The sequence below is a fragment of the Acinetobacter sp. TAC-1 genome (assembly GCF_029025845.1).
GTDB classification, from domain to species: domain Bacteria; phylum Pseudomonadota; class Gammaproteobacteria; order Pseudomonadales; family Moraxellaceae; genus Acinetobacter; species Acinetobacter guillouiae.
The window spans coordinates 660,733-674,028 of the sequence record NZ_CP118892.1 but is presented as its reverse complement, the minus strand read 5'-3'; the positions used below and the strand labels follow the sequence as shown (position 1 = coordinate 674,028).

Here is a 13,296-nt window from a genome sequence, read left to right as displayed (position 1 = left end):
CACTATTGTTAAGAATTGTAATTTCTCATCTAAAGTTAAGTTTAATGGAAAATTCTAATAAATAAGAATTATTATCATATAGCGCACTAATGATAGAGCAAGCAACCTTGCGAAATGCAATCGCTAAAATACAGTGCGAAAAATTCTATTAAAAAATGATGACTTGTTGATTTGCTATCGCATCAATCTTGAAATGATGATTTTAATTTTTGAAAACTGCAAAGATACAACAATTGTATCTTTACAGTAATTTTAGAGTTAATTTAAACGAAACTATGCCTGCCCATACTCAGCCATTAATGCTAAAAACTCCTGCTCATTCAGTACAGCGACACCCAGTTTCTCTGCTTTTTCAAGCTTAGAACCGGCTTTTTCACCCGCAACCACACATTTGGTTTTGCTCGATACACTGCCACTGACACGCGCACCAAGTGCTTGTAGCATTTGAGTCGCATCATCACGCCCCATGGTTGCCAATGTGCCTGTGATCACCCAACTCTCACCATTTAAAGGCTGACGGGTGGGTGCAACTGGTGCATCCCAATGGATCCCTGCTGCAAGCAAACGATCAATCACTTCAAGGTTATGTGGAGCTTGGAAAAAATCAACAATCCACTCAGCAGTAATATCACCAACATCTGGAGTTTTCTTCAATGCTTCAAGATCAGCATGACGAATCGCATCCAGCGTCTGGAAAGTGTTGGCAAGCATACGTGCAGTCGTCTCGCCTACACCACGAATACCCAAGGCATAAATAAATGCAGCAAGTGTGGTTTTCTTACTGTTCTCAATCGCATCCAATAAATTTTGGACAGATTTTTCACCCATTTTTTCAATGGTCAGTAACTGTTCACGATGCTCATGTAAATGGTAAATATCCGCGACATCTTTTAACAGATCAAGATGTAACAGTGACTCTACCCAACGATCACCGAGACCTTCAATATCCATCGCTTTACGTGAAACAAAGTGGCGAATGGCTTCAATACGTTGTGCAGAACAATATAAACCACCCGAACAACGTGCCAAAGCCTCACCTTCTGGCATGACCACTGGAGAAGAACATACTGGACAGTTTTCAGGTAAATGCACTTCTGTCACGTCATTTGGACGAAATTCTAACCATACTTTTTCAACTTTGGGAATCACATCACCGCTACGATAAACACTGACCGTATCGCCAATACGAACGTCCAGACGGTGAATTTCACCAATATTGTGCAAAGTTACATTGGAAACCGTTACACCGCCCACAGCCACAGGATTCAAGCGTGCTACTGGGGTTAAAGTCCCGGTACGTCCGACTTGCCAATCAATATTTTCAACCGTTGTTAATGCTGCAACTGCGGGAAACTTATACGCTGTTGCCCAACGCGGTTCACGACTTAAAAAGCCCAGCTTTTGTTGTTGCTGAAGATCATCAACTTTGATCACCATGCCATCAATTTCAACCGCTAAGTTCGGGCGCTCTTGGTTGATTTGCTGATATTTTTCTTGTACTTCTTGAATACTTTCACAAATAAAATGACGTTCACCCACAGCAAAACCAAAGTTAGTCAACCATTCAAGACTCGCTGACATCGACTCAATGCCATGATGTGGCTCACATTGTGCAATACCATAAGCATAGAATGCCAAAGGGCGAGATGCTGCAATACTTGGATCAAGCTGACGTAAACTACCTGCCGCAGCATTTCGAGGATTGGCAAAGGTCTTTTCACCCTTCGCTTCATTTTCAGCATTGAGTCGTTCAAAGCCGGCTTTTGGCATCAATACTTCACCACGAACTTCCAACAAGCGTGGCACTGCCACTTTATCCGAAGACAAGACTTTCGGTAAATTACGAATGGTTTTTACATTTTGCGTAATCACTTCGCCTGTTTCACCATCGCCACGGGTTACGCCACGTGTCAATACACCATTTTCATACCAGAGCGAAATCGCCAATCCGTCAAATTTTAGCTCGACATCATATTGAATCTTTTGATTGGGCAATCGTTCTTCGATACGGCGGGCAAAGGCAAATAACTCGTCCTGATTAAATACATTACCCAAGGACAGCATCGGTACAGTATGGGTAATGGTTTCGAATTTAGACAGCGGTTTTCCGCCTACTTTATTGATTGGACTATCTGCCTGAACCAATTCTGGGTGTTGTTGCTCTAGAGCTTTGAGTTGGTGAAATAACTGATCATATTCACTGTCTTCAATACTCGGCTGATCCATCACATAATAAGCATGATTATGTTTTGCAATGAGTTGAATCAATTGACGCATTTGCGTCACGACAGGATTATTTTCCATAAATTTTTTCACCATAAAAAGGCGGAATACTCCGCCTAAAATTCTGAATACCAATTATAAAGTAAATATGACGTTATGCTAAGCGTCATGTCCTGAACGATAATCGATCGCTTTATGGCGCCAATGCTCTTTCAGTTGTGGGGTAAATTCAAGATTGTTTTCATCATAGACCGTACCGTCTATTTCACGGGCAATTAAGCCAGCAATACTGACCATGGTATCAAAGCCTTTTTGCACATCTGAATGAGGAAGTGCCAAGAAGAAAGCCAAACCTTGAACTTGTTCAGTCGATAAGGTTTCTAAATCAAAACCATCTGGACCATTGTCGGTGACACGTAATACAGAAAACAGTAAATGGCTTTCTTCCTCTGGATTCTCATAACGATGGAAGCAAGAGAGTTCACCAAAACGTAAACCATATTTGAGCAACATTTTTAAGGTTTTATCCCCAGACAGTGCTTTACGTGGATTCGGATAAACATTCAGCGCAATAATGGTTTCAGCCGTAGACAATACGCTTTCATCATCATATTTTTGTTGCTCATTTAAATGAACATCTAAAATACTACTTTCCTCATCAAACTCTTTGATTTCAGCTGTTTCAACATTGGCATTAAACTGAAACGCTTCCTCTTTGTCCTGACTGACTACGGCTTTGGCAGAATCGTTAGTTTGAGTCGTCGGTTGTGTTTGCACATCAAGTGCTTTTACAGACTCTATTGCGGATTCAGTGCTTGCCACTGTTTCCGTCTTTTCAGTTTGTTGTGTAATTGCGGCATGCTCAAGCTCAGTTGACTGAACAACATTCGACTCCGCTGCTACATCCTCAATCTTTTGCTGTTTTTCATCTGCAACTTCGACCGAGTCTAAAGCAGTTAAATTCGGTTCAACACGCACTTGCTCTTGAGACTCACGGTCTGTTCGCAATTGATCTCGTACATGACGAGGAATTACCGGTTGTTTACAGTCTTCATTGATATGCAATTCAGACTCTAAAGAAGGTGCGGCATCATTGGGCTTTCGTAGCACCATCCTTAAACCCACCAGAATGATGATTACTGCAACAACAATTCCAATAATTGTGGTGACTTCCATACTACGACTCCGCGGCTAAACCGTATTCTCTTGCCTCTTCCAAATTCACAGTGACGAGCTTTGATGTGCCTGGTTCAGGCATCGTCACACCCAGCAAATCGGTTGCCATCGTCATTGCAACTTTATTATGTGTAATGTAAATGAATTGGACTTGATCAGAAAGCTCTTTTACTAAATTACAAAAACGACCAACGTTAGCATCGTCTAAAGGTGCATCAACTTCATCCAAAACACAGAAAGGTGCAGGATTCAAACGGAAAATAGCAAATACCAAAGCCAATGCCGTTAATGCTTTTTCACCACCAGATAACAAAGCCAATGAACTATTTTTCTTGCCGGGTGGTCGTGCCATCAACTTCACGCCAGACTGCCAGTCATCTTCAAGACTTAAACTGGCTTCACCACCATTGAAGACTTTTGGAAATAATACTTTTAATTCAGCATTAACCTGATCAAAAGTCCCCATAAATAATTTTTTGGTTTCTTGGTCAATGGTCTTCATGGCATCTTTCAATTGCCCAACCGTATTTTCCAAGTCTTGCATCTGATGGGTTAGATCTTCAAAGCGCTTAGAAACTTCTTCATATTCTGCTGAAGCGGCTAAATTGACCGCGCCTAATTTTTCAAACTGACGTTGTGCTTTCTCAAATTTTTCTTGATGTACAGGTAAATCAATCAACACGCCTTGCTTAACTTCAGCATTCATCTCTTTAAGTTGATCGGAATAATGCTGTAAATCTGATTTTGCCGATTGCCAAGCCAAACGTCGCTCTTCCAGTTTTGTACGCAATTGCTCATCATTTTGCTGATGCAAATGGCGCATTTCTGTAAGTTGTTGCTGTTTGGATTGAATATTATTCAATTCAACTTGCCACTCACTCCAAGTTTTTTGCAGTTTTTCAGTTTGTTGTGCCTGCTCAGCATATTGCGATTCTAGACTCGGCAATTCCAATTGAATTGGATCTACAAACTTCTTGGCTTGCTCCATTTGCGCAATAATTTGTTGATATTGCGTTTTAGAGAAGGAGAGGTCTTTGTCTAATAATTCAATTTGCTGTTTATTTTGTTCAGCTAGACGACGTGTGGTTTCGGTGTCTTGCTGTTTAAGCTGTAATTGCTGTTGCTGTTCTTCAACCTGCTCATTGAGCTCATCCAATTTGAATTGCAAGGTTTTAAACTCAGGAAGATTTTGTTCAAGCTTGAGGATGACCGAGTGCATATCGATTTCGAGATCATCTTTCTGCATTGCATCTTCTTCAAGTTGCTCATCTAACTGTTGCAATTGACTATTCAGCTGAACTTTCTGCAACTCAAATGCTTGTGAAGCACTTTGCTGCTTAGCAATTTGCACATCAAACTGTTGTAGCTGTTTTTGCTGATGTTTTAGCGTGTCTTGCTCTGTTTGGATCTGTTTTTGCAGGTCCAACAATTGCTGATTTAAACTCGGCAATACAGTTTCAGCTTCAATCAACTGTGGTTGTAGCTGCGCAAGTTGTGTTTCAATTTCTTCAAGGCGAATACGATGACTGAGTGCACCCTGTGCGGCTTGGCTCGACTCATCAAAGAACAGACCAATCACCCAATCTTGACCGACATGATAACCATCCAGCGTCAATATGCTTTGTCCTGCTTTTAACTGTGCTTGTACAGCTAAAGCTTGAGCAAGGTTTTCAATTACAGCGACTTGATTCCACAATGAATACTGTGGAGATTCAACCCAATCTGCTAAACATGCCAATCCATTCAATTGAATTTTATCTTGCGAGCTTGATGCTTTAAGCTGGCGTGCCACACTTTCTGCAAAATCTGCATCTTGATCAACAATATGGGCGGACAACCATTTGGCTAAAAACTTTTCAACCAGCTGCGCATGTGCTTTGCCTTGTGCATTCAGCGTTAATACCTGCATCAATTGCACCGTATCAGCCTTGCTATTTACAGCACTTTTCGCCATTAATTGGGTGAGGTTTTTCTGTTCAGATTGCAACACTTGTACATCAGATTTTAAAGCTGAAATCTGAGTTTTTTGCTGACTAATGCTTTCCTGTAGTTGTTCAAACTGCTGCTTTGCTTGATTAATTTTTTGTTCTAATTCAACAATTACAGCTTGGATTGCTAATTTATCTTGCTCAAGTTGTTGAACATCTTCAGTTTGAAATTGACTTTGAACCTGAACAGCTTGGGTTTTTAAGGTATCTTTCTGCTGCTCAATACGCGCAACATTTTTTGCAAGTTGTTCAATTTGCGCCTGCATTTGTGCTTTTTGCTGCTGTTGCTTTTCAACTTGAACTTTAACCTGTTCATACTGTTGTTGTGCTTGCAATTGCTGGGCTTTTAAATCGGTAAAGGCTTGGCTACGTTGTTGTGTTTCAGACTCAGCATGTTGTAAATGTTCAGTCTGCTGCTCCAATTGACTGTGCAGGGTTTCCAATTGCAATTCCATCAACTGAATCTTTTCTTTGGTTTGAGCTTTTTGCTGTTCAAAATTACCCAAAGCTTCTGAGTTCTGTTGAAATAAACTTTGTTTCTGTTCCAAAGTCATTTTCAACTCAGAGAGTTTTTTCTCAGCTTGTTGCCACTCATTTTGCAAAGGCGTGGACTGTTGAATCAAACGTTGGAACAACTCATTGGTTGAAGTCAGATCATGTTCCAAAGTACTCATGTCAGAGCGCACCAGTTTAAAGTGCTCTCCCAATTCGTTCATTTCAACCGTATATTGTTCTTGCAAACGAGAACTACGATCACACTGGAAAGATAGAATTTCAATCTTTAACGTACGAATTTCAGTTTCTAAAGTCTTATATTGAACCGCAGTTTCAGACTGGCGTTTTAAGGTTTTAAGCTGTGATTTGAGTTCTGAAGCAATATCTTCGAGACGGTCTAAGTTCTGCGTGGTATGTTCTAAGTGTTGTAGTGTTTCACGACGACGAGCCTGATAACGAGAAACCCCAGCAGCCTCTTCAAGAAAGATACGCATTTCTTCAGGTTTGGCATCAACCAAGCGGTTAATCATTCCCTGTTCGATGATTGCGTAGGAACGAGGACCTAAACCTGTACCCAAGAAAATGTCGGTAATATCACGACGTCGGCACTTCGTCCCATTGAGAAAGTATTCAGATTTTCCATCACGATTCACCTGACGGCGAACAGCAAGTTCAGTATACGCGTTATAAGCCCCACCTAATTTGCCATAGGTGTTCTCAAAGCGCAGTTCTACACTTGCCATACCTACAGGTTTACGTTTTGCCGTTCCTGTAAAAATAACATCCTGCATACTGCCACCACGGAGCTGGCGCGCACTGGATTCCCCCATCACCCAACGGATCGCGTCAATCACATTGGATTTACCACAACCATTAGGACCTACCACCGCTGTACGGTTATCTTTGAATTGTAGTGTTGTACTATCGGCAAAAGATTTGAAGCCTGAAAGTTTTAAGCTGCTTAAACGCATAATGTCCTAGTAATTACCGACGCGATCTCCGCGCCCAAGCGAGTTCGATTTGTTTCATCCGTGTCAGAGATTCCAACACCAGATTACGTAAGTGTCGACAAAAATCTTCCATAAATAAAGTAGCTTGTTGTGATTTTCGGATTAAAATTGCGTCAATCACCAACTTAAGCAATTCTAAAGCTTCTTGAAGCTCGCGTCTTGAAGTATTTAAGGTTAAAAAATAACTTCTTCGCAGGGATGGTAACAACTCTTTATAAAATTTCATCAGGTAGGGATTCCCAACCATGTCCTGTTGCCCTGATAAAAATTGAAATATGCCATCATAAAACTTTTCAGTATTGCCTTGTTTCACCTGCTCAACCAAATGATTCATCATCTGCTGAATCGCTTCAGCTTCATGATTGCGCCATGTTTCACTCATACGTTGCACGATTTGACCTAATAACAATGCGCTGGTATCGAACAATGCACGGACTTGTTGTGCTGACATTTCTGAGACAATTGCACCACGACGAGGATAAATTTCAATCAGATGGGTTCTTTCTAAAAGCAAAAGGGCTTCGCGTACCGAGCCACGACTGACATCCAGTTCTTTGGCAATACGTAGTTCTTGTATTCTTTCCCCTTCAACCAACTCGCCACTAATAATTTGTTCACTAATATGTTTGGCAATCTGTTCTGAAAGGCTATCCACTTCTTCCGAATGCATATAATTCCTATCTTGGTTTATTATTCTTTACTTGGACAATGTCAATTGTCATTATTTTAGTTGTACCTGATTTAATTCAATTGAAACCATGACATTGTCCGACAATTTTAATGTATTTTAAGTCAACTCAGTGTTTAGAAAAAGTACCATTGATCGGAATCTACTTAGTAATACCTTGATAAATAAAATAAAGACCGACCACTGTAAGTAAGCATGCAAAGCATTTTTTCAACATCGCTGGAGAAAGTGCGTGCGCCACCTTTGCGCCAAATTTGGCAGTGAGAAAACTCATTACACTGATCCCAATAAAGGCATAGATATGCACATAACCAATTGAATTTTTAATTTCGGTTGGTTCTTGTGCACCAAAGAACATAAAACCGAGCGCACCCGCAATTGCGATCGGTAGACCACAAGCTGCTGATGTTGCAACGGCTTTTTGCATCACCACACCATTTTTGTTGAGATAGGGAACGGTCAGACTTCCGCCACCAATACCAAAAATTGCCGATGCAACTCCAATTCCCCCACCAGCCAGCATTTGCATAGGTGCAGTTGGTAATTGTTTAGATTCATCGACTTTGACATTGGCTCCCTTAAACATTTTAAATGCCACCCAAATTGCAAAAGCACCAATAATCAGCTGTAAATGCTGACCTGATAAAATATCTGCAATGCCAGCACCAATAAATGAGCCAATCACCAAACCTGGGGCTAAGTTTTTAAAAACATTCCAAAGTACTGCACCTTTTTTATGATGCGCTGTTACGGAACTAATTGAAGTTACAATAATTGTTGCAAGTGAAGTTCCCAATGCCATGTGCATAATGACCGAAGGATCATAGCCCATTTTGGTAAAGACCACATAGAGAATTGGTACAATAATTAAGCCACCACCAACACCAAATAGCCCAGCAGCAAATCCTGCGATTGCACCAATACCTAAATATATGATTAACTCCATAAATGTTCCTTCACTCTTCTCAGATTCAACATGGATTTAGAGACTCGTCATCTTAGACAACTTCTTACACAAGCAAATGAACTCCCTGAAGTGCTGCTTTTAAAGCAGACGACAGCATCGACCAATGATGATGTGCGTGAAATTGCGCTCAGCGGCGTCAAGACAGTTTTGGTCTGTAGTGAAACTCAGACTCAAGGACGAGGTCAGCACCAACGGGAATGGGTTTCGCCAATTGGTAACATTTATTTAAGCACATTGCTTGAAACTCGAACACCCTTAGATGGGCGTTTAGCATTGGAAATTGCTTTAAATATCTTACAAATGCCAACACTTAAGAATTTACCAGCATTACAAATTAAATGGCCCAATGACCTATATAGCTCTCAAGGAAAGTGGGGGGGAATTCTGGTTGAGCCCATTTCACCACATCAAGCCATTGTTGGAATCGGGATCAACTTATTTCCGATCCCCAAAGAAAATGTCACCCAACAAACCACCTCGATAATGCAATTAGGCCTACAATTTCCAAATCGAATCCAAATCATTGCAGAAATGTATTTGGCAATTCAACAAGCTGGACAATGGTTTGATCATGGTTGCTATAACCTTGCAGCACGATTTAATCACTATGCTGCCTTTATGGATCAACAGGTTTATTTTGAACAAATTCAAAATTCAATTGAGGGTATTTTCAAAGGAATTTCTGATGATGGCGCACTGAATTTATTGACAGCTCAAGGCTTAGTCAATGTCTATCAAGGGCGTTTACGCTTAGCTGAAGCATAAATAACGAGGTGATCCGTTGTCTAAAATGAGATGGATTGATCAGATGTATCGTGAAAAAGTGATCAGCAATTATTTAAAACAGGGCTTTTTTCGCTATACATTTCGCTATATATTGCGCAGTAATCGTATTGATCCAAAGATCATAGCAAACAGTTACTAACAGTACGGAACAACGTTCAGCAAAATGAACCGCAGGTTATTTGCCCTATTTGATTGATCAGATTGAGATGCTCTCTAAGTCGTTCAATATTTTCAAATAAAATAATTATGCAGATTGTGTTCAGTTTCAATTAGGCAAAATCATGAAAGCACTTTGGTTAGATATTGGAAATACCCGTCTAAAATATTGGATTACTGAAAATAATCAAATTATCCAACAGGCAGCAGAATTACATCTCCAATCCCCTGCGGATCTGCTACTGGGTTTAATTCAACATTTCCGTGGTTTAGGCTTAGACAAAATTGGAATTTCCTCAGTCCAAGATAAAAAGAACAACGAACGCATTGTCCAAATTTTAAAATTACTCGATATTCCGGTAACTTTTGCCAAAGTGCATGCTGAATATGCAGGATTACGTTGTGGCTATGACCATATAGAACAACTTGGGATCGATCGTTGGTTACAAGTTTTGGCAGTGGCGAAAGCTGATGATGACTTGTGTGTGATTAGCTGCGGCACAGCTTTAACAATTGATTTAACCCAAGGTTTACAACATTTAGGCGGTTATATTTTGCCTAACCTCTACTTACAACGTGATTCTTTGATTCAAAAAACCAAAGGTATTAAAATTCCAGATGCGGCTTTTTCAGAGCTAAGTCCTGGTCGGAATACCATAGATGCAGTACATCATGGCATTTTCTTGGGGCTGTTAAGCACCATTGAAAAAGTGCTTGAGCAACAACCACGCAAGCTTATTTTAACAGGTGGTGATGCCAATCTATTTGCAGAATTTCTAGAGAAATATCAACCAAGAATTGAATCAGATTTATTACTCAAAGGCTTACAGTTCTATATAGATCGACAAACCGCTTAAACCTAAATACAATTTAATGGAAGATCAGCAATCTTCCATTTTTAATAAATAAACACAACCATAAACACGATAAAAGAGCAATCATTATGAAAACGATACCCTTACTGCTTAGTGCCTGTTTAATGAGCTTCACAATGGTGGGTTGTACCAGTTTACAAACCACGCACTCACCTTCAACAACCATGGCAACAACTGAACCCGTTATTGCTTACTTTGCTCCAGATGCAGGTGAAGAAGCCTGTGAGTGCGGCTTAGTCATGGATCAGGGTTATTCACTCACACCTGTAGAAAATGGATATTTCAGAAAATTATTAGGTCGTGATAAAGATGGCCGTTTCTTAGTTCAGGACTTCTATCAAAATAGTCGTAAAAAACAATCTGACCCATTTTGGATTAAAGCCCCTCAAGGCTTAAATAGCTTTGATAGTAAATATGTAGACGGTGAAGTTGTGGGCTATTTTGAAAATGGAAAAGTCAGCTTTAAATCGACCAGCCAAGACCAGAGATTAGTTGGAAAAACTGAAACGTACTATTCAAATGGTCAACTTGGGCTACAGGAAGAATATTCAGATGATCAGCCCATCGTTCAAAAGGTATGGTATGAAGATGGCAAACCTGCAGCTGAACTAAAATTAAGCCCAAGTGAAGATTATTCGATTCTGGACAGTAAGGTTTGGGATCAACAAGGCAATTTGATTCAAGATGAGCAACACGCTCAGGAGATTCTTGACGAGCTTTATCAAAAGCTCAATCAATAAAACAGCATCACGATAAAATCGAATATGCAGCCTGAGTACCAGTTTGAGATTCAGGTTGTAATAAAACTGCTAACTTTTCCCAAAGTACAGTTAAGCTGGTATAGCCCTCTGTTGCCATAAAATGCCCTGCACCTTTCACTTCAATCATTTGTGAATTCAGCGAATAACCCAATTGAATACTGACAGGCGCTGGCACAAAAGGATCATTGTTGGAGAAAAAGATAAAGCGATTCAGAATATTCATTCTGAGCAGCGCATCATCGACCCGAGCGTGTTGTAAAAATAAATTAAGTTCAGGTAAAACGGCTAAATTTTTACTGAATCCCGCAACCAAAAATAAAGCGCCTAATTTTCGCCCCAATAATTCACTTGAAAGAAAATCCAGACTGGCAATCCCTCCTAAGCCATGTGCCACAATGATGGTATCGTCATTGAGTGACTTAATTTGCTGCGTAATATTATGCTTCCACAGCTCATATTGGGGCTGCTCTGGATGTTCTAGATCAATCACTTCACATGCATGCCCTGTAGACAATACTTGTTGCTTTAGCCACGGATACCAATGATATTCAGGGGAGTCTTTATAACCGTGTACGATAAATACTTTTTTCATAAATCAACTTCTTATCAATTATTGTTTAAATCATATTCAAATAATGGGCTCAGAATATCTAAACAGCCAACAAAAGTATGTTATTTTTATTTAACAAAAAAGCGCCCTAAGGCGCTTTTTATAAAAAAAATGAGACTTATTTTTTATCGTTATTACCAAACAATGGTCCCATACCGCCGCCACCGCCAAACTGTTTTTGCATTCCACCCAATGAGCGCATCATTTTTGCCATACCCGATGGATTGGCAAATTTCTTCATCATTTTCGCCATTTGCGCATGTTGTTTGATCAGTTTATTGACTTCAACCACATCCATACCACAGCCTGCTGCAATACGCTTTTTACGGCTCGGATTCATTAAGTCTGGGTTACGACGTTCTTTAATGGTCATCGATTGAATAATCGCTTCCATCTTTTTCACTTGCTTTTCAGGATTTGCTTGTGCAATCGCATCTTGAATGCCTGAATTGCTCATGCCAGGCAACTTATCCAAGAAGCCCATCATACCACCCATTTTGTTCATCTGTTCAAATTGCATCAGCATGTCTTCAAAGTTGAAGCTCCCGCCTTTTTGCAATTTTTTCGCCATTTTTTCGGCTTTTTCTTTGTCGATTTTACGTTCAACTTCTTCGACTAAAGAAAGTACGTCACCCATACCCAAGATACGTTGTGCAACACGCTCAGGATGGAATGGCTCTAAGGCATCGAGTTTTTCACCCATACCTAAGAATTTAATTGGCTTACCAGTAATCGCACGTACCGAAAGCGCCGCACCACCACGTGCATCACCATCGGTTTTGGTGAGGATAACACCCGTTAATGGTAATGCATCATTGAAAGCTTTGGCAGTATTTGCCGCATCCTGACCTGTCATTGCATCAACGACAAATAGGGTTTCTGTTGGGCCAATTGCAGCGTGTAATGCTTTAATTTCGTCCATCATGTCATCATCGACATGCAAACGACCTGCCGTATCGACAATCAAGACATCGTTAAAGTTAATTTTGGCTTGACCAATTGCACGTTGTGCAATTTTAATCGGATCTTCAGAAGCGTCCGATTCAATAAAATCAACACCCACTTCAGCAGCAACTGTTTGAAGTTGCTTGATCGCAGCTGGACGGTAAACATCGGCAGAAACCATCGCCACTTTTTTCTTTTGACGTTCTTTTAAGAAACGTCCAAGTTTTGCAGCTGTCGTGGTTTTACCAGCACCTTGTAAACCTGCGAGAAGAATCACAACAGGTGGTTTTGCAGCTAAATCTAGGCTTTCGTTTGCCTCACCCATCATTTTGGTGAGTTCGTCATACACAATTTTAACGAAAGCTTGACCTGGTGAAAGCTGAGTCATAACTTCTTGACCCAATGCTTCTTCCTTAACTTTCGCAATAAACTCACGAGTTACAGGCAAAGCAACATCGGCTTCAAGAAGTGCCATACGCACTTCACGTAAGGTATCTTTAATATTATCTTCGGTTAGCTGCCCAGAGCCAGTAACATTTCTGAGACTCTGCGTGAGTCGTTCTGTTAAGGTATCAAACATTGCAAAATCCGCTTAAAATAGCTAGTAGCAAAAAAA

The 13,296-nt window shown here is 40.4% G+C and carries 10 protein-coding genes; 3 read left to right on the top strand and 7 right to left on the bottom strand.

Features of this window, described 5'->3' with window-relative positions:
• Positions 1 to 273 precede the first annotated feature (273 nt).
• From ligA to PYV58_RS03165, 5 genes are all read right to left on the bottom strand, one after another.
• Complete coding sequence (gene ligA / locus PYV58_RS03185; protein WP_035370689.1) at positions 274 to 2,304, bottom strand: NAD-dependent DNA ligase LigA; 2,031 nt, start codon at positions 2,302 to 2,304, stop codon at positions 274 to 276.
• 78 nt (positions 2,305 to 2,382) lie between these two features.
• A complete protein-coding gene (locus tag PYV58_RS03180; protein ID WP_034615718.1) occupies positions 2,383 to 3,399 on the bottom strand; it encodes a cell division protein ZipA C-terminal FtsZ-binding domain-containing protein in 1,017 nt (338 codons plus the stop codon).
• Position 3,400: 1 nt separating this feature from the next.
• Positions 3,401 to 6,853, bottom strand: coding sequence for a chromosome segregation protein SMC (smc, locus tag PYV58_RS03175; protein WP_034615721.1), 3,453 nt, complete (start codon positions 6,851 to 6,853; stop codon positions 3,401 to 3,403).
• 13 nt (positions 6,854 to 6,866) lie between these two features.
• On the bottom strand, positions 6,867 to 7,562 hold the full coding sequence (locus PYV58_RS03170) for a GntR family transcriptional regulator (RefSeq protein WP_004724049.1): 696 nt from the start codon (positions 7,560 to 7,562) through the stop codon (positions 6,867 to 6,869).
• Positions 7,563 to 7,722: 160 nt separating this feature from the next.
• Complete coding sequence (locus PYV58_RS03165; protein ID WP_275059705.1) at positions 7,723 to 8,526, bottom strand: sulfite exporter TauE/SafE family protein; 804 nt, start codon at positions 8,524 to 8,526, stop codon at positions 7,723 to 7,725.
• Positions 8,527 to 8,556: 30 nt separating this feature from the next.
• On the opposite strand from PYV58_RS03165, the gene PYV58_RS03160 reads away from it, so the two are divergent.
• The 3 genes from PYV58_RS03160 (at position 8,557) to PYV58_RS03150 (ending at position 11,104) form a co-directional block, all read left to right on the top strand.
• Positions 8,557 to 9,312: a biotin--[acetyl-CoA-carboxylase] ligase gene (locus PYV58_RS03160; RefSeq protein ID WP_034615724.1), complete on the top strand. Its 756-nt coding sequence runs from the start codon at positions 8,557 to 8,559 to the stop codon at positions 9,310 to 9,312.
• 302 nt (positions 9,313 to 9,614) lie between these two features.
• Positions 9,615 to 10,346 (top strand): type III pantothenate kinase, encoded by a 732-nt coding sequence (locus PYV58_RS03155; RefSeq protein ID WP_034615727.1) that lies wholly within the window; start codon positions 9,615 to 9,617, stop codon positions 10,344 to 10,346.
• 86 nt (positions 10,347 to 10,432) lie between these two features.
• Complete coding sequence (locus PYV58_RS03150; protein ID WP_034615729.1) at positions 10,433 to 11,104, top strand: membrane-binding protein; 672 nt, start codon at positions 10,433 to 10,435, stop codon at positions 11,102 to 11,104.
• A gap of 7 nt (positions 11,105 to 11,111) precedes the next feature.
• Here PYV58_RS03150 and PYV58_RS03145 read toward each other — a convergent pair whose 3' ends face one another.
• Together PYV58_RS03145 and ffh are read right to left on the bottom strand one after the other, a co-directional pair.
• Entirely contained in the window at positions 11,112 to 11,717 is a 606-nt protein-coding gene (locus PYV58_RS03145) for an alpha/beta hydrolase (RefSeq protein ID WP_034615731.1), read from the bottom strand.
• Positions 11,718 to 11,853: 136 nt separating this feature from the next.
• Positions 11,854 to 13,260: a signal recognition particle protein gene (ffh, locus tag PYV58_RS03140; RefSeq protein ID WP_004817818.1), complete on the bottom strand. Its 1,407-nt coding sequence runs from the start codon at positions 13,258 to 13,260 to the stop codon at positions 11,854 to 11,856.
• Positions 13,261 to 13,296: the final 36 nt, after the last annotated feature.

What these genes read in the sequence shown, in the direction of transcription:
- ligA (WP_035370689.1), bottom strand. Translation starts at nt 2,304, where the DNA reads ATGGAAAATAATCCTGTCGTGACGCAAATGCGTCAATTGATTCAACTC.
- PYV58_RS03180 (WP_034615718.1), bottom strand. Translation starts at nt 3,399, where the DNA reads ATGGAAGTCACCACAATTATTGGAATTGTTGTTGCAGTAATCATCATT.
- smc (WP_034615721.1), bottom strand. Translation starts at nt 6,853, where the DNA reads ATGCGTTTAAGCAGCTTAAAACTTTCAGGCTTCAAATCTTTTGCCGAT.
- PYV58_RS03170 (WP_004724049.1), bottom strand. Translation starts at nt 7,562, where the DNA reads ATGCATTCGGAAGAAGTGGATAGCCTTTCAGAACAGATTGCCAAACAT.
- PYV58_RS03165 (WP_275059705.1), bottom strand. Translation starts at nt 8,526, where the DNA reads ATGGAGTTAATCATATATTTAGGTATTGGTGCAATCGCAGGATTTGCT.
- PYV58_RS03160 (WP_034615724.1), top strand. Translation starts at nt 8,557, where the DNA reads ATGGATTTAGAGACTCGTCATCTTAGACAACTTCTTACACAAGCAAAT.
- PYV58_RS03155 (WP_034615727.1), top strand. Translation starts at nt 9,615, where the DNA reads ATGAAAGCACTTTGGTTAGATATTGGAAATACCCGTCTAAAATATTGG.
- PYV58_RS03150 (WP_034615729.1), top strand. Translation starts at nt 10,433, where the DNA reads ATGAAAACGATACCCTTACTGCTTAGTGCCTGTTTAATGAGCTTCACA.
- PYV58_RS03145 (WP_034615731.1), bottom strand. Translation starts at nt 11,717, where the DNA reads ATGAAAAAAGTATTTATCGTACACGGTTATAAAGACTCCCCTGAATAT.
- ffh (WP_004817818.1), bottom strand. Translation starts at nt 13,260, where the DNA reads ATGTTTGATACCTTAACAGAACGACTCACGCAGAGTCTCAGAAATGTT.